Source organism: Variovorax sp. EL159, assembly GCF_900100965.1.
Taxonomy (GTDB): Bacteria; Pseudomonadota; Gammaproteobacteria; order Burkholderiales; family Burkholderiaceae_C; genus Variovorax.
The window spans coordinates 201,564-217,223 of the sequence record NZ_FMUJ01000006.1 but is presented as its reverse complement, the minus strand read 5'-3'; the positions used below and the strand labels follow the sequence as shown (position 1 = coordinate 217,223).

Annotated in this window: 14 protein-coding genes; 8 read left to right on the top strand and 6 right to left on the bottom strand. The window is 67.5% G+C overall.

The genetic code is table 11. The annotated features are described in order from the left end of the window. Positions 1–40: 40 nt before the first annotated feature. The 3 genes from BLQ28_RS24965 to BLQ28_RS24955 form a co-directional block, all read right to left on the bottom strand. A complete protein-coding gene (locus BLQ28_RS24965; RefSeq protein WP_093245918.1) occupies positions 41–1,237 on the bottom strand; it encodes an acyl-CoA dehydrogenase family protein in 1,197 nt (398 codons plus the stop codon). A gap of 20 nt (positions 1,238–1,257) precedes the next feature. Further along, positions 1,258–2,829 carry an AMP-binding protein gene (locus tag BLQ28_RS24960; RefSeq protein ID WP_093245917.1) on the bottom strand — a complete coding sequence of 524 codons (1,572 nt, stop codon included), beginning with the start codon at positions 2,827–2,829 and terminating at the stop codon, positions 1,258–1,260. 158 nt (positions 2,830–2,987) lie between these two features. Further along, a complete protein-coding gene (locus BLQ28_RS24955) occupies positions 2,988–3,965 on the bottom strand; it encodes a LysR family transcriptional regulator (protein WP_093245915.1) in 978 nt (325 codons plus the stop codon). A 246-nt stretch (positions 3,966–4,211) separates the two neighbouring features. Here BLQ28_RS24955 and BLQ28_RS24950 point away from each other — a divergent pair, with 246 nt between their 5' ends. From BLQ28_RS24950 to BLQ28_RS24920, 7 genes are all read left to right on the top strand, one after another. After that, on the top strand, positions 4,212–5,174 hold the full coding sequence (locus tag BLQ28_RS24950) for a Bug family tripartite tricarboxylate transporter substrate binding protein (RefSeq protein WP_093245914.1): 963 nt from the start codon (positions 4,212–4,214) through the stop codon (positions 5,172–5,174). A gap of 16 nt (positions 5,175–5,190) precedes the next feature. Beyond that, entirely contained in the window at positions 5,191–6,804 is a 1,614-nt protein-coding gene (locus tag BLQ28_RS24945) for a gamma-glutamyltransferase family protein (protein WP_093245912.1), read from the top strand. Positions 6,805–6,837: 33 nt separating this feature from the next. Then, positions 6,838–7,800: a DMT family transporter gene (locus tag BLQ28_RS24940; protein WP_093245911.1), complete on the top strand. Its 963-nt coding sequence runs from the start codon at positions 6,838–6,840 to the stop codon at positions 7,798–7,800. 11 nt (positions 7,801–7,811) lie between these two features. Next, a complete protein-coding gene (locus BLQ28_RS24935) occupies positions 7,812–8,603 on the top strand; it encodes an SDR family oxidoreductase (protein WP_093245910.1) in 792 nt (263 codons plus the stop codon). A 24-nt stretch (positions 8,604–8,627) separates the two neighbouring features. Further along, entirely contained in the window at positions 8,628–9,524 is an 897-nt protein-coding gene (locus BLQ28_RS24930; protein ID WP_093245908.1) for a DUF5672 family protein, read from the top strand. 116 nt (positions 9,525–9,640) lie between these two features. Next, a complete protein-coding gene (locus BLQ28_RS24925) occupies positions 9,641–10,627 on the top strand; it encodes a quinone oxidoreductase family protein (protein WP_093245907.1) in 987 nt (328 codons plus the stop codon). Positions 10,628–10,748: 121 nt separating this feature from the next. Next, complete coding sequence (locus tag BLQ28_RS24920; protein ID WP_093245905.1) at positions 10,749–11,183, top strand: response regulator; 435 nt, start codon at positions 10,749–10,751, stop codon at positions 11,181–11,183. Here the strand turns inward: BLQ28_RS24920 and BLQ28_RS24915 are convergent. Beyond that, the gene (locus BLQ28_RS24915; RefSeq protein WP_093245904.1) at positions 11,128–12,066 is read right to left on the bottom strand and encodes a LysR family transcriptional regulator; all 939 of its coding nucleotides are present in this window, start codon (positions 12,064–12,066) and stop codon (positions 11,128–11,130) included. The two genes, BLQ28_RS24920 and BLQ28_RS24915, sit on opposite strands and share 56 nt — an antisense overlap. A gap of 70 nt (positions 12,067–12,136) precedes the next feature. Between BLQ28_RS24915 and BLQ28_RS24910 the strand changes: the two genes are divergently transcribed. After that, on the top strand, positions 12,137–13,147 hold the full coding sequence (locus BLQ28_RS24910; protein ID WP_093246168.1) for a bile acid:sodium symporter family protein: 1,011 nt from the start codon (positions 12,137–12,139) through the stop codon (positions 13,145–13,147). Positions 13,148–13,195: 48 nt separating this feature from the next. Here BLQ28_RS24910 and BLQ28_RS24905 read toward each other — a convergent pair whose 3' ends face one another. Together BLQ28_RS24905 and BLQ28_RS32800 are read right to left on the bottom strand one after the other, a co-directional pair. Beyond that, positions 13,196–15,385, bottom strand: a complete 2,190-nt coding sequence (locus BLQ28_RS24905) for a phosphocholine-specific phospholipase C (RefSeq protein ID WP_093245902.1) — start codon at positions 15,383–15,385, stop codon at positions 13,196–13,198. Positions 15,386–15,428: 43 nt separating this feature from the next. Continuing rightward, positions 15,429–15,620 carry a hypothetical protein gene (locus BLQ28_RS32800; RefSeq protein ID WP_143012571.1) on the bottom strand — a complete coding sequence of 64 codons (192 nt, stop codon included), beginning with the start codon at positions 15,618–15,620 and terminating at the stop codon, positions 15,429–15,431. Between the last annotated feature and the right edge of the window lie 40 nt (positions 15,621–15,660).

The window sequence follows — 15,660 nt, the reverse complement described above, 5'->3', positions numbered from 1 at the left end:
CGGTCTGGTTGTTGTGGTGAAGGGCGGCGGTGCGGCGGTATCAGGGGGCCGGGTCGCCCAGCAGTTCGCGCGCGATGGTGTTGCGCTGGATCTCGCTGGTGCCGGTGAGCACGCGGTACATGCGCAGCATGCGGAACAGAAACTCCACGCGCCGGCCCTGCACGATGCCTTCGCCGCCATGGATCTGCACCGCCGAATCTGCGATGCGGAAGGCCGACTCGGAGCAGAACAGCTTGGCCATCGAGGCCTCGGCGCGCGCCTCGCCGCCGGCATCGATCTGCCGTGCGGTGGCGATCATCAGCCCGCGCGCGGCGGCGAGGTCTGTCGCCATGTTGGCCAGCATGTGCTGGATGGCCTGGAACTGCGCGATGGCGCGGCCGAACTGGCGGCGGCCCTTTGCGTAGGCGATGGCATCGTCGAGCGCCACGCGCGCCAGGCCCACCATCGCCGGGCAATGCAGCAGCCGGTTCACCGTGATGCGCCCGAGCGCCAGTGCCAGGCCCCGGCCCGGTTCGCCGATCATGTTGCGCGCGGGAACGCGGCAGCCTTCGAGCACGATGTCGCCCGTGTGCGACTGGCCGGCCATGGTCTTGTAGCCTGATTCCACGCGCGCACCCGGCAGGCCCAGGTCGACGAAGAAGGCCGAGACCTCGCGCTGGGCGGGGTCCTGGGCGGTCGAGGCCATCACCAGCGCGAAGTCGGCGAAGGGCGAGCCCGAGATAAAGCGCTTGCGGCCGGTGAGCACGTAGTCGTCGCCCTGCCGCTCGGCCCGTGTCTGGACCGCGCCGGCATCGGAGCCGGCCTCGGCCTCGGTCAGCGCGAAGCAGATGGCCTTGTTCGCATTCGCCACCGGCACGATGAACTGTTCGAGCTGCCAGGGCGTGGCCTGCCGCGCGAGCGCGCCCACCCGGGGCGGGCCGCTGAGTTCGCCGAACACGTGCGGCGCCAGCGGCGAACCGCTGGCGTAGATGGCCTCCTTGATCAGCACGTGGTCGAGCACCGACAGGCCCAGCCCGCCCATCGCCTTCGGCAGCGTGATGCCGTAGAAGCCGAGTTCGTTGGAGCGTCGCCAGATGCGCCGCAGCGTCTCGCGGTCGGGGCTGTGCTCATGGTCGATGCCGTGCTCGGCAACGATGGCGGCCAGCTCGCCGTGAATGAAATCGCGGATGCGCCCGATCAGTTCCGCGGCCTGCGCCGAGCCTTCGAAGTGCGTGCCTGCGGCAAGTGCGTCGTTCATGTGTGTTCCTTCCTGTCCGTTCAATTGACGCGCCGCGCGCGGTCGGCCCAGTAGGGCGCCTGGATGACCTTGCGTGCGACCTTGCCGTTCGGGTTCTTGGGCAGCGCGTTCACGAACTCGATGGTTCGCGGCCGCTTGTAGCCGCCAAGCCGGCTGGCGCAGAAGGCGTCGAGCGCGGCGCTGTCGGGCACCTCGCCGGGCTTGAGCACGATGTGCGCGGCCACGGCCTCGCCCCACTTGTCGTCGGGCACCGCGAACACGCAGGCATCGGCAACGGCCGCGTGCTGGTAGAGCACGGCCTCGACCTCCGACGGGTAGACGTTGAAGCCGCCGGTGATCACCATGTCTTTCTTGCGATCGACGATGTAGATGTAGCCGTCGTCGTCGGCACGCGCGAGGTCGCCTGTGTGATAGCTGCCGTTCTTCAGCACCTCGGCCGTGAGTTCGGGCGCACGCCAGTAGCCCGCGAAGACGTCGGGGCCGCTGACCACGATCTCGCCGATCTCGCCGACCGCCACGGGCCTCCCTTCGTCGTCGACGATTTCCACGCGCGATTCCAGGAAGGGTCGTCCGCAGGAGGCCAGGCGCTCGGGCATGGCGGCGCGTGCAAACAGGTGGTCTTCGACCGAGAGCCCGCACACGCCGGAAGTGGTTTCACCGGCGCCGTAGCCCTGCGAGAGGATCGGCCCGAACACATCCATCGCCTGCATGATGCGCGCGGGTGCCATCGGCGCCGCGCCGTAGCCGAGCCGCTTCAGGTCGGGCAGCGGCAGGTATTTGCCCTGCAGTTGCGCGAGCAGCATGTTGATCATGGTCGGCACCATGAAGGTGTGGGCCACGCGGTCGGCGCGCATCTCCGCCAGGAAGCGGTCGGGCTCGAAGCCGTCGAACAGCCGGATGGTCGCGCCGCTGCACAGCGCTGGCACGAGCTGCATGCCCGAGGCATGCGTGATCGGCCCGACCAGGCCCAGCAGTTCGCCGGGCCGCATGCCGTCGGGTCGCATGAGGAACTTGCGCAGCTGCGCCAGGCGGTTGCCGAAGGTCTGCATCGCCGCCTTCAGCACGCCGCTCGATCCCGAGGTGTAGTGCAGCACGGCCAGCTCGCCGGACTGCACGCGCGCGGCGTCGAAGGTGTCGCTGGCGGCGGCCAGCGCGGCTTCGTAGCTGTGCGCGCCGCCTTCGGGCGGGTCGATCAGCAGCAGTTGCGGCGGGGCGGTCTGCAAAAGGGGCAGGAAGGCCTCGGCACGTGCGGCCGTGGTCACGATCAGCTCGGCCTCGCTGTTGGCGATCATTCCGGCCACCTCGACCGGCGAGAGCCGCGCGTTGATCGGCGCCTTCACCAGCGCGGCCTTGTAGCAGGCCAGTTCGAGCTCGACCACTTCGATGCAGTTCGGCAGGCACACGCCGACCCGCGCGCCGCGCGCCAGGCCGTGCGCGAGCAGCGCGTTGGCCAGGCGGTTGGAACGCCTGTCGAGTTCTTCGTAGGTGATCGAGCGTGCCGGGCTCTTGATCGCGACCTGCCGGGCGAATGCGCGGGATGCGCGCGAGACGAGGGCGCCGACGTTGGCGACCTCGAAGGATGGGGAATTCAAAAGGCTATCTCCTGTGCGCCACTTCCATGTGCGAGTGGACTGGCGCGACTATCGCGGCGCAGGGCGCCAGGGAGGAAATACCGTTTGCTGATGCGCGGCCATCACTATTTCTGATGGCCGACCACGATCGCTGCGATGCCCGCGTTGGCGGGCCGGGGTCAGGGCAGGTCGGCGTCCCAGAGGCCCTGGCCGACCATGCGGGCGATTTCTTCGCGCAGCACGTCGATCACCGCCTGCACGACCGGGTCGGCCGGGCGGTTCGCGAGCGTGGCCAGCGTGTAGCTGCGCGGCAATTGCGGCTGCGTCACGCGCGCGCAGATCCAGCGTTCGTCCGCGAGGGCCGAGTCGTCGAGCGCGCAGGCCGGCGTGAAGGTGAAGCCGGCACCGGCCTGGTAGAGCGAGCGCAGCACGCGCGCCGAGTCATGTTCGTAGGCGACGTTCAGCTCGATGCCCAGTTCCGATGCCGCCTGCTCGACCGCCTGCCGGATGCTGAAGCGGCGCGACTGCAGCACGAGCGGCAATTGCGCCGCGCGCGCGAAGGTGATTTCGTCGCGGCCGCGGCGGGTCGCCGTCTTGCGGACGGCGCGCCGGCGCTTGAGCAAGGGCGCGGCGATGCCGTTCACGTCGAAGCCGCACAGGAAGATCGATTCGTTCGCCAGCGGTTCGCACACCAGGCCTTCGAGCGCCGGCGTGTCGACCATGATGCCGACGTCGGCCCGGCGGTCGAGCATGGTCTTCTTCACCATCAGGCTCAGGTCGTCCAGCACGAAGACGCGCACGAAGGGGTGGCGCAGCTTGAGCTGCTTGAGCACCGGGCCCATCAGCAGGGACGACAGCAGCGACGGGACCGCGAGGGTGACCGAGCCTTCCAGGCCCTGCGTGGGGCGCTGGAAGCGCTCCCGCAACGCGGCCGCGTCGGACAGCAGCCGCCGCGCATCGTGGTAGAGCTGCATGCCGGCGGGCGTCGGCGTGACGCCCGCGTGCGAGCGCTCGAAGAGCTGGGTGCCGAGTTCGCTTTCAAGCTTCTTGATCTGCGCCGTGAGCGCCGGCTGGGCCACGTACAACAGGGCGGCCGCCCGCGAGAGGCTGCCGGCCTCGAGCACGGTGATGAAGTAGCGGAGCGCGCGAAGGTCCACGGTGTTGTCGTTGCGGTTGGGAGGTGAGCGGCCGGATGCCGGGCAATGCGGAACGGGGCATTGTCGGCAGGAAAGCACCGGCGTGTCGCGGCCCCGGGTGGCCGTGGGCGCAATTAATGCATTCGACTCATATATCTATCCGATAAATCCATTTCCATTTTCAATGCCGCAGGCGTCCAATCCTTCGGCCACGCCGGGTCGCGGCGCACCGATACAAAGACAAAGACCTCGGAGAAAATCATCACCATGAAACGAACAGGCTTCGTGCTTGCTGCCGCAATGATGCTGGCCGCGACTTCCGCCCTGGCTCAGAACTACCCGAACAAACCGATCCGGCTGATCGTGCCGTTCCCCGCGGCGGGAGCCACCGACCTCTTTGCCCGCACGCTGGGCCAGAAGATGGGCGAGAAGCTCGGCACCACGCTCGTCATCGACAACAAGCCCGGTGCCGGCGGCGCCATCGGCTCCGACCAGGCCGCCAAGGCCGCGCCCGACGGCTACACGCTGCTGCTGGCGACCACCAGCACGCACGCCATCGGCCCGGCCATCAACAAGCTGCCCTACGACACGGTGCGCGACTTCACGCCCATCGCACATGTGGGCGACGCGGCCAGCATCATGCTGGTGCCCGTGAACTCGCCGGCCAAGACGGTGCGCGAGTGGATCGACTACGCCAAGAAGAACCCCGGCAAGCTCAACTACGCGTCGAGCGGCAACGGCACCATCGTGCAGCTCACGGCCGAGCTGTTCAAGTCGCAGGCCAACATCTTCGTCACGCACATTCCGTACAAGGGCACGGCGCTCGCCATTCCCGACCTGATCAGCGGCAAGGTCGACGTGCTGTTCGACTCGCTGCCCACCGGCATGCCGCACGTGCGCGACGGCCGCCTGCGCGCACTGGGCGTGACCTCGCTCAAGCGCAGCCCGCTCGCACCCGACCTGCCGCCCATCGCCGATACGCTGCCCGGCTACGAGTCGAATACGTGGTTCGGCTTCTATGGCCCGAAGAACCTGCCGGCCGACATCGTCGCGAAGGTCAACAAGGCCGCCAACGAGGCGCTGGCCGACCCCGATGTGAAAGAGAAGCTCGCACGCCTGGGCATCGAGCCCGCGACGCCGGGCACGCCCGACCAGTTCGCCAAGCTGGTGGCCACCGATGCCGCCAAGTGGAAAAAGATCGTGGTCGAACGCAAGATCACCAACGAATAAGGCAAGGCAGACCGACATGAACTTCGACTTCAACAACCCTTACCTCTCCACCCGCATCCCGATCTTTGCGCGCAACGTGGTGTCGACCTCGCACCCACTGGCCTCGCAGGCCGGGCTGCGCATCCTGCAGCAGGGCGGCAACGCGGTCGATGCGGCCATTGCCACCGCGGCGGTGATGACGCTGGTCGAGCCCGTGAGCAACGGCCTGGGCAGCGACGCCTTCTGCATCCTGTGGGACGGCAAGGAACTGCACGGCCTGAACGCCTCGGGCCCGGCGCCCAAGGCCTGGACGCCCGAGTACTTCAAGGCCAAGTACGGCGCCGATGCCGCCACGCCGCCGATGCGCGGCATCGATTCGGTCACGGTGCCGGGCGCGGTGCGCGGCTGGGTCGCGATGAGCGAGCGCTTCGGCAAGCTGCCCTTCGCCGACCTGCTGGCCCCGGCCATCGACATCGCCGAGCGCGGCTACCTCGTGCCGCCGGTGGTGCAGGGCAAGTGGGCCGCGGCCACGCCGGTGCTGCAGTCGCAGCCGGGCTTTGCGCAGACCTTCCTGCCCTGGGGCCGCGCGCCCGAGGTGGGCGACATGTTCCGCTTCACCGCCGCGGCACGCGCGCTCAAGGCCATCGCCCGGACCAAGGGCGAGGCCTACTACAACGGCGAGATCGCCGAGGCGCTCGCGAAGTTCTCGAAAGAGCAGGGCGGCGCGCTCACGGTGGCCGACCTCGCGGCCTACCAGCCCGAGTGGGTCCAACCGATCTCGCGCGATTACCGTGGCCACACGCTGCACGAAATTCCGCCGAACGGGCAGGGCATCGCGGCGCTGATCGCGCTGGGCATCCTGGAGAAGTTCGACATCGCCTCGCTGCCGGTCGATTCGGTCCAGTCGCAGCATCTGCAGATCGAAGCGATGAAGCTGGCCTTTGCCGACGTGTACCGCTACGTGTCGGAGCGCAAGACCATGGAAGTGACGACCGAGCAGATGCTCGACGACGCCTACCTCGCCTCGCGCGCCCGCCTCATCGACGTGAAGAAGGCGCAGGACTTCAAGGCCGGCAACCCGGTCAAGGGCGGCACCATCTACCTCACGGCCGCCGACGAGAGCGGCATGATGGTGAGCTTCATCCAGAGCAACTACATGGGCTTCGGCTCGGGTTGCGTGGAGCCCGAGTTCGGCATCAGCCTGCAGAACCGCGGCCATGGCTTCAGCCTGAAGGCCGAAAGCCCGAACGTGGTGGCACCGGGCAAGCGCCCGTTCCACACGATCATTCCGGCCTTTCTCACCAAGGACGGCCAGCCGGTCATGAGCTTCGGCGTGATGGGCGGCAACATGCAGCCGCAGGGCCACATGCAGACGCTGGTGCGCATGCTCGACTACAAGCAGAACCCGCAGGCTGCCTGCGATGCGCCGCGCTGGCGCTTCAACGCGGGGCTCGAGATCAACGTCGAGGCCGCGATGAACCCCAACACCCTGCAGGGCCTGCGCGATCTGGGCCATCACCTCGAAGTGATCAACGACTCGTACCAGGACTTCGGTGCCGGCCAGTTCATCTGGCGCGCGGGCGAGCCGTCGGTCGAAGGCTACGTGGCTGCCAGCGACCCGCGCCGCGACGGCGTGGCGGCAGGGTACTGAGCAAGGTCCCGGGGTTGCCGCGATGATCGGGGGATGAACAAGACAGCCGCATCGCTCGGCATTCCCCCTCACGACGGCGCAAAAAAAGGCTATGCGACCGGCCTGATCCTTGCCACGCTGGGCGCCATCGCGTTCAGCGGCAAGGCCATCATCGTCAAGCTGGCGTACCGCTACGGCGTGGACGCTATCACGCTCATCATGCTGCGCATGCTGTTCGCGCTGCCGCTCTTTGCCGTCATGGCGTGGTGGGCGGGGCGCGGCAAGCCGAAGCTCACCTCGCGCGACTGGTTCGGCGTGATCGGGCTGGGCTTCTCGGGCTATTACCTTGCGAGCTTTCTCGACTTTGCGGGGCTCGCCTACATCTCGGCCAGCTTCGAGCGGCTCATTCTTTATCTCAACCCCACGCTGGTGCTGCTGTTCGGCTGGCTCATGTACCGGCGGCGCGCCACGCGCCAGCAGGTGCTGGGCATGGTCGTGAGCTATGCCGGCGTGCTGCTGGTGTTCGGCCACGAACTGTGGACCGGCGGCAGCGGCAAGGGTGGCGGCGCGGCGGCCTGGGGCGCGTTCCTCGTGTTCCTGAGCGCGGTGAGCTATGCGGGCTATCTCGTGTACAGCGGCGAGTTCGTCAAGCGCCTGGGCTCGTTGCGGCTGGTGGGCCTGGCCACCACCGTCGCCTGCGTGCTGTGCATCCTGCAGTTCGTGCTGACGCGGCCGATGGGCGTGGCCTTCGGGCTCGCGCCCGAGGTCATCTGGCTGTCGGTGCTCAACGCCACGCTGTGCACGGCGGTGCCCGTCCTCATGGTGATGATGGCCATCGAGCGCATCGGCCCCGCGGTGGCTGCGCAAACCGGCATGATCGGGCCGCTGTCGACCATCCTCATGGGGGTGGTGATACTCGGCGAGCCGTTCACACCGTGGATCGCCGCCGGCACGGTGCTCGTCATCGCGGGCATCTTCGTTTTCACACGCAAGGGGCGGCAAGCCCCTGCACGATAGGAGCAAACAACATGGATCTGGGTATTGCAGGCAAGACCGCGCTGGTGTGCGGCGCGAGCAAAGGGCTGGGCTACGGCTGTGCCGAGGCACTGGTGCGCGAAGGCGTCAATGTGGTGATCGTGGCGCGCGGCGCCGAGGCGCTGGACGCCGCTGCGAAGAAGCTGGCCGAGGCCGCAGGTGCATCGGGTCCGTTCGTCAAGCACGTGGCGGCCGACATCACGACCGAAGCCGGCCGTGCGGCGGTGTTCGCGCTGGGCCATGACTTCGACATCGTCGTCACCAACGCCGGCGGCCCGCCGCCCGGCGACTTCCGCAACTGGGACCGTGAGGCGTGGATCAAGGCGGTCGATGCCAACATGCTCACGCCCATCGAGCTGATCAAGGCCACGGTCGACGGCATGGCCAAGCGCGGCTTCGGGCGCATCGTGAATATCACGTCGAGTTCGGTGAAGTCGCCCATCGACATCCTGGGCCTGTCGAACGGCGCGCGCAGTGGCCTGACCGGCTTCGTGGCCGGCGTGGCGCGCACGCCCATCGCGGCGCAGGGCGTGACCATCAACAACCTGCTGCCGGGCTCCTTCGACACCGACCGCCTCAAGGGCACGATGGCCGGCACGGCACAGAAGACCGGGCAGGACTTCGACACCGTGTGGGAAGCCCGCAAGAAGAACATCCCGGCCCGGCGCTTCGGCACGCCGGCCGAGTTCGGCGCCATCTGCGCCTTTCTCTGCAGCATGCAGGCCGGCTACATGACCGGCCAGAACGTGCTGGCCGACGGCGGCGCCTACCCCGGCACCTACTGACGCCACCGCGGAGCGCGTGCGCAAATGAGCGGGGAGGTTTTCGAGCAGATCACCCTGGTGTCGGTCACCGGCCTGCCCGATGCGCGCGGCGCGGCCATGGCCCTGCAACTGAGCCAGTCGCAGATGCCCGGTACGCGCGCCCTGCTGTGCAGCCCGCAGGCGCCCGACAACCTGGCGCCGGGCATCGGGCATGTGGCGATCGCGCCGATGAACTACCACGAGTACGGCTGGTTCATGATGTTCGCGCTCTGGCGTGTGGTGCAGACCGAGTGCGCGCTGGTGGTGCAGGACGACGGCTGGGTCGTCAATGCCGCCAACTGGAACGACGCGTTTTTGAACTGCGACTACATCGGTGCGCCGATCCATCTGGCGAAGATCGATTCGCCGCAGGGCACGTTCTGGCGCAACAGCTTCGACTGGGCGCAGGAGCTGCAGAAGCCCGACCACGTCGTCACGCCGATCCAGAACGGCGGCTTCAGCCTGCGCAGCCGGCGCTTCATGCGGGCGCTGATCGACCATCCGCACATCCGCGTCGAGATTCCGCCGCCCGACGTGGTGGCGGGCGATCCGCTCAGGATGCACTGGCAGCACAACGCGCTGCTCGAAGACGTGCAACTGAGCGGTGTGCTGCGTCCGGCGCTGGAGGCTGTCGGCATGCGCTTCGCACCCTTGGAGCTGGCGCGCAGCTTCGCCATCGAGCATGCGGGGCCGCAGCTGCACCACGGCTATGACGCGATGCAGCTGTTCGGCCACCATGCCAAGGTGCGGCAACTGGTGAGCCTGGCGCCGCTCACCTTGCGTTCGCTGATTCCGCTGTCGCAACTCGACGGCTGGTATGGCGAGCGCGAGATCCTGCAGATGTTCGAGCGCAGCGGCTACCGCATCGAGTTCGCGCCCGAACTGCCACAAAACCCGGCCTGAGGCCAGGCCGCGCCCGCATGGGCGCCGACGTGCCGGGGCAATGTCCCGCGGCGTCGCGCAAACGCCAAACGTGGCACGATGCGCCTCTTCTTTTTCCGCCTGTGGAGACTGCAACGATGTTGAGCAAAGCCGTCCGTATCGACCGCCATGGCGGTCCCGAAGAACTGAAGATCGTCGAGGTCGAAGTCGGTGAACCCGGCCCCGGCGAGATCCGCATCCGCCACAAGGCCGTGGGCCTGAACTTCATCGACACCTACCAGCGCAGCGGTCTCTATCCGTTCGCGATGCCGCTGCAGTTGGGCATGGAAGCTTCGGGCGTGGTCGAGGCGGTGGGCGAGGGCGTCACGCACCTGAAGGCCGGCGACCGCGCCGCCTACGCCAGCCCGCCGCCCGGCGCCTACTGCGAGCTGCGCGTGATGCCGGCCAAGAATGTCTGCAAGCTGCCCGACGACATCTCCTTCGAGACCGGCGCGGCCATGATGCTCAAGGGCCTCACCACCCAGTACCTGCTGAAGAAGACCTTGCCTGCGGAAGGCCTGCAGCCTGGCGACTTCATCCTGTTCCATGCGGCTGCCGGCGGCGTCGGCCTCATCGCCTGCCAGTGGGCCAAGGCGCTGGGCCTGCAGCTGATCGGCACGGCAGGCAGCGACGCCAAGTGCAAGCTCGCGCTCGAACATGGCGCGGCGCATGCCATCAACTACAGCACCGAGAACTTCGCGGCCCGCGTGAAAGAGATCACCGGCGGCAAGGGCGTGAAGGTGGTGTACGACTCGGTGGGCAAGGACACCTTCGAGGGTTCCATCGATTGCCTGCGCCCCTTCGGCCTGCTGGCGATCTTCGGCAACGGCTCGGGCCCGGTGCCGCCGATCAACCTCGGCACGCTCGCATCGAAGGGTTCGCTCTACGTCACGCGGCCCACGCTGTTCACGCACATGGCCACGCGCGAAAGCACGCAGGCCATGGCCGACGACCTGTTCGCGGTGGTGCGCAGCGGCGCGGTGAAGATCCCGATCGACCAGCGCTATGCACTGGCCGACGTGCAGCAGGCGCACCGCGACCTGGAAGCGCGCAAGACCACGGGCTGCACGATCCTGACGCTGTAAGCCTGCGCGAAAGGGAGGGATGGGCGTCGCCAGCCTTGTCCTACCCGCGTGGGGGTGTCATGCCTTCGACTTGTGCCGGGCGCACTTTGTAGCCTGTGGCAAAAGCTACGAGGCAAGCGTCATGAACACCGTCCGCACCTTCATCGTCGAAGACAACCCCACCATCCGCGAGAACCTCGTGGGCACCTTGCGGGAGGTGGCGCGCTGCGATCCTGTCGGCCAGGCCGAATCGGAAGCCGAGGGCTCGCGCTGGCTGACGGACAACCCCTCGCAGTGGGACCTGGCCATCGTCGATCTGTTTTTGAAAGACGGCACCGGCTTCAGCGTGCTGGAAGCCTGCCGCAACCGCGACCCGATGCAGAAGATGGTGGTGCTGAGCAACCACGCCACGCCGGCCATGCGCCGCAAATGCGCACTGCTCGGCGCCGACGCGGTGTTCGACAAGGCCACCGAGGTCGAAGACCTGATCGACTTCTGCCTGCGCCACCGGCAGGAGCGGCTCAGGCGGCCGTCTTCCTTGCCGGCGTCGTCGCGCCAGACTCCGTTGTCGCACTGAGCGCGGCGGTGTCGCGCACGATGCCCCACACCTGCTGCGCGAGCGGCGACAGCGCCCGGTTGCGCCGGCGGATCAGCATGATCGCGCGCTGCACGCGCGGCACCAGCGGGCGCACGACCAGCTGAGCCAGCCCTTCGGGCGGCAGCGACATCCCCGGCATCACGCTGATGCCGATGCCCGCCTCGACCATGCGAAAGACGGTGGTCGGATGGCCGAGCTGCTGCTTCACCTCGCACTGCGCGCCGTGGCGCTCCAGTGCCTGGTCGATCAGGCGGCGGCTGCCCGAGGCGTGGTCGAGCAGCACCAGCGGCTGTCCGTCGAGCGCCGTCCAGCGTACCGAGGCCTTCTGGGCCAGCCGGTGCGCGGGCGGCACGACCAGCACGAAGGGGTCGTTCAGGATCGGCTCGCAATGCAGGTCGTCGGCTTCCGACGGTTCGATCACCACGCCGAAATCGACCTCGCCGCTGCGCACGCTGTCCAGCACGTCCTGCTGGATGCGGTCGAGCAGCAGGAACTGGATGCCCGGCGCCTTGTCGGCGCAGACCGCGATGCAGCCAGGCATCAGGTTGGCCGACAGCGTGGGGCTGCTGGCCACCCGCACCTTGCCGCCGCGCGCGCTGGCCAAGCCGGCCACGTCCTGCAGCGTCTGGTCGAGGTCGTCGAGCACGCGGTCGAGCCGGGCCGCGAGCGATTGGCCGGCTTCGGTCAGCATCACCTCGCGCGTGGTGCGGTCGAGCAGCTTGAGGCCGAGCTGCGATTCAAGCTCCAGGATCGAGCGGCTGACGGCCGGCTGGCTCAGGCCCACCTGGTCGCCGGCGCGGCTGAAATTGCGCCCCTCGGCCACCGAGCGGAAGACGCGGAGCTGGCGAAGCGTGACGTTCATGCGTTGGAATCATATATCCATCCGATAAATCCATTTCTCTTTTGAATGCCAAAGCGCTCCAATGCATGCCATGGCCCGTTCACGCTTTCTCCCCGACAACTTCACGCTCGCGCTCGTCACGGTCGTGACCTTCGCCAGCCTGCTGCCCGCGAGCGGGCGCATCGCACATTTCTTCGAGGGTCTGACGACCGTTGCCATCGGCCTGCTGTTCTTCCTGCACGGCGCCAAGCTGTCGCGCGAGGCGATCATGGCGGGCATCACGCACTGGCGGCTGCACCTGCTGGTGTTCGCAAGCACCTTCGTGCTGTTCCCGTTGCTCGGGCTGGCGCTGCGGCCGGTGCTGTCGCCGCTGGTGACGCCCGAGCTCTACACCGGCGTGCTGTTCCTTTGCGTGCTGCCGGCCACCGTGCAGTCCGCGATCGCATTCACGGCCATGGCGCGCGGCAACATGCCCGCGGCCATCTGCAGTGCCTCGGCCTCGACCTTGCTGGGCGTGTTCATCACGCCGGTGCTGGTGAACCTGATCGTGCTGCCGAACGGCGGTGGCATCACCTCGTCGTCGTCGCTCGATTCGATCGGCCGCATCCTGCTGCAACTGATGGTGCCCTTCGTCGCGGGCCACCTGCTGCGCCCGGTGATCGGCAAGTGGATCCAGAAGCGCGCGGCCGTGCTGAAGTTCGTCGACCAGGGCTCGATCCTGCTGGTGGTCTACACCGCGTTCAGCGCGGCCGTGATCGAAGGGCTCTGGAAGCAGATTCCCGTGAGTGCGCTGCTGGGCCTGCTGCTGGTGTGCGCCGTGCTGCTGGCCCTGGCCCTGGGTCTCACCACGCTGATGGCGCGCAAGTTCGGCTTCGATATCGCCGACGAGATCACCATCGTCTTCTGCGGATCGAAGAAGAGCCTGGCCAGCGGGATTCCGATGGCGAAGGTCTTGTTCGCCTCGCATGCGGTGGGCGCGATTGTGTTGCCGCTGATGCTGTTCCATCAGATGCAGCTGATGGTCTGCGCTGTGCTGGCGCAGCGTTATGCGCGGCGGGAGATCGAGCCCACCGAGGCTGGCGGGCTCGCCAAGGCCAAGTAGCTTTCATGGGGCCCGGCGAATCTTCGCCGGGCCCCAGTTGCTTGGGCTTCAGCGGTTGCTGTTCAGCGGCCCCGGGTCGCTCATGCTGGCCTTGCCGGTTTCGACGTGTCCCGCAAAGCGGCGCAGGAACGGCGCGTTGGATGACGACCCGGCGTCCGAGGTGACCGACAGGTCGTACCAGCCCGAACTCGCACCCAGAACCCAGAGGTCTTGCAGCGTGGCTCCAGCGGCCAGGTTGTGGGTGCGTGCGGCTTCCTTGCTGTAGGCATTGCTCACCGTCACCGAGCACGCCACCGATCCGCTGTTGGTCAGCGTCAGGGCGACGTTGCCGTTGGTGACGTCGTAGCAGACCTTCGCTTCGGGGCTGGCCGTGCCTTGGGACACCGCGGAGGCATTGCCCTTGTACTGGCACAGGTAGCCGTTCGGCCCGTAGGCGGCGAAGTCGTAGGCGCCCTTGGTGTCCGACAGGAGCCAGTAGTCCGACAGCACATCGCCCGGCGAGACGGTGTAGCGGCGCGGGTTGTCGTTGGGCTTCAGGCGGTTGTACACACAGAATGCGGCGCCCACGCTGCCCGTGTTGGAAAAGTCGAGCCAGAGCTGCACGTTGCGCGTATCGACGCGGCTGTGAACGAAGTGCTCGTAGGGCAGGGGCCGTGCCTTGCGCGTGCCGGGCTCCTGGGAGGGCATCAGCTGCGGGTTCGGTACGTAGTCGGTCCGTGTGCCGACGGTGATCGATGCGACCGGCGCGATCTTCGGAACCGACGTGTCCTGGTTGCCCGAAAAGTCGAAGGCCGACGTCAGGTTTCCGCAAACGGCCCGGCGCCATTGCGAGATGTTGGTTTCGGCAACACCGAACCGCGCTTCCAGGAATTGCAGGACCGAGGTGTGGTCGAAGGTCTGCGAACAGACCCATCCTCCGGCGCTCCATGGCGACACGACCAGCATGGGCACGCGCGAACCCAGGCCGACGGGCTGCAGTCCACCGGGGTCGCCACTCGGCACCAGCGATCCCTTTTCGTAAGGGAAGCGGTCCAGGTCGAGAAACTCATCCTTGAGGCTGTCGATCAGGCCCTTGGAGACAAGGCCGCTGTCGTTGGCGTTGCCCGCCACGGCTTGCAGTGGCGGCATCGGCGGAACGACGTGGTCGAACAGGCCGTCGTTCTCGTCGTAGTTGATCAGAAAGACCGTCTTGCTCCAGACCTCGGGGTTCGACGTCAGCGCGCTCAGGATGGCCTCGATGTACAGCGCGCCATTGACGCTCGTGGCGCTCGAGTGTTCGCAGAATTTCTGCGGCGCGACGATCCAGCTGACCTGCGGCAGGTTGTTCTTGCTGACGTCGCTGGCGAATTCCACCAGGGTGTGTCTGGAGGCGCCCTTGTCCCGAAGGACGCCGCTCGTCTGGTAGGCCGCGAAGTGCTCCAGCGAGTTGTCGGTGAAGTTGTCGGCCTCCTTGGTCAGGTTGTTGTAGCCCTCCGAGCCGCCCTGGTAGAGCTTCCAGCGGATTCCCTTGGCCTCCAGCCGCTCCGGGTAGGTCGTCCATGTGTAGCCGTTCGATCCGTTGCGCTCCTGCAATCCGGGGCCGTTGGGCTGGGTGCCCATGACGTTGCGCGGATCGATGGTTCCCGTCCACAGGTGCACGCGGTTCGGCACCGTGTCGGCGGGGACGGAGGCATGGTACGCATCGCAGATGGTGAACGCGTCGGCCAGCGCGTAGTGGAATGCGAGGTCCCTGCGGCGCAGGTATCCCATCGTCATCACGTCCTGCTTCTGGTTCAGCCACTGGTTGTTCTTGCCGTTGTTCAAGGCGCCGTGGCCGTCGCTCCATCCGTGCTGCGTGCCCGCATGTCCCTTGGTCGTGCGTGGGTCGATGTAGAACGGCAGCACGTAGGTCGCGTCGCTGGCCAGGCCGCGCGCGTTGTAGACCCGCTTCGGGTCGACCGGGCTTTCGTTCGGCGTGGGTTGGTACCAGACCGGCCGGCCGTCCGGCAGGACGTGCGGGCGCGGGTCGTTGAATCCACGCACGCCCTGGAGGGTTCCGAAGTAGTGATCGAAGGAGCGGTTCTCCTGCGTGAGGATCACCACGTGCTCGACGTCCTCGATGGTGCCTTTCACGTTGTTCGGTGGAATGGCCAGCGCGCGCTGGATCGAGGGCGGCAGCATCGTGAGTGCGGCGGCTGCACCGGCGGTGGTGGCCGAGCTGCGCAGGAAGCGGCGGCGGCCGGGGTTGGAAGCGGTCATGGTGTGGGTGTCGGCAAAGAGGCGATGAAGGTGGGGCGTGCCCTCAGGGCGCGCAGTGGAAGACGGCCTTGGTGCCGGTGTCCGGCGCGGGCGGATCGGGCGTGACGGCGACGGGCGGCGGTGGCTGCGGCACGAACGACGTGCCCCCGCCGCTTCCGCCGCAGGCCGCGAGCGCGGCGATCAGGGCTGCGCCCGATACGGTGCGCACCATCCGTTGTTTCTGTCGATTGCTCATCATGTGGCTCTCCCCTTGGAAGTAAGAGTGATTGCCCTTG

Excerpts from the sequence above, each read along its gene's own strand:
- BLQ28_RS24965 (WP_093245918.1), bottom strand. The coding sequence starts at position 1,237 with ATGAACGACGCACTTGCCGCAGGCACGCACTTCGAAGGCTCGGCGCAG.
- BLQ28_RS24950 (WP_093245914.1), top strand. The coding sequence starts at position 4,212 with ATGAAACGAACAGGCTTCGTGCTTGCTGCCGCAATGATGCTGGCCGCG.
- BLQ28_RS24945 (WP_093245912.1), top strand. The coding sequence starts at position 5,191 with ATGAACTTCGACTTCAACAACCCTTACCTCTCCACCCGCATCCCGATC.
- BLQ28_RS24940 (WP_093245911.1), top strand. The coding sequence starts at position 6,838 with ATGAACAAGACAGCCGCATCGCTCGGCATTCCCCCTCACGACGGCGCA.
- BLQ28_RS24935 (WP_093245910.1), top strand. The coding sequence starts at position 7,812 with ATGGATCTGGGTATTGCAGGCAAGACCGCGCTGGTGTGCGGCGCGAGC.
- BLQ28_RS24930 (WP_093245908.1), top strand. The coding sequence starts at position 8,628 with ATGAGCGGGGAGGTTTTCGAGCAGATCACCCTGGTGTCGGTCACCGGC.
- BLQ28_RS24925 (WP_093245907.1), top strand. The coding sequence starts at position 9,641 with ATGTTGAGCAAAGCCGTCCGTATCGACCGCCATGGCGGTCCCGAAGAA.
- BLQ28_RS24920 (WP_093245905.1), top strand. The coding sequence starts at position 10,749 with ATGAACACCGTCCGCACCTTCATCGTCGAAGACAACCCCACCATCCGC.
- BLQ28_RS24915 (WP_093245904.1), bottom strand. The coding sequence starts at position 12,066 with ATGAACGTCACGCTTCGCCAGCTCCGCGTCTTCCGCTCGGTGGCCGAG.
- BLQ28_RS24910 (WP_093246168.1), top strand. The coding sequence starts at position 12,137 with ATGGCCCGTTCACGCTTTCTCCCCGACAACTTCACGCTCGCGCTCGTC.
- BLQ28_RS24905 (WP_093245902.1), bottom strand. The coding sequence starts at position 15,385 with ATGACCGCTTCCAACCCCGGCCGCCGCCGCTTCCTGCGCAGCTCGGCC.
- BLQ28_RS32800 (WP_143012571.1), bottom strand. The coding sequence starts at position 15,620 with ATGAGCAATCGACAGAAACAACGGATGGTGCGCACCGTATCGGGCGCA.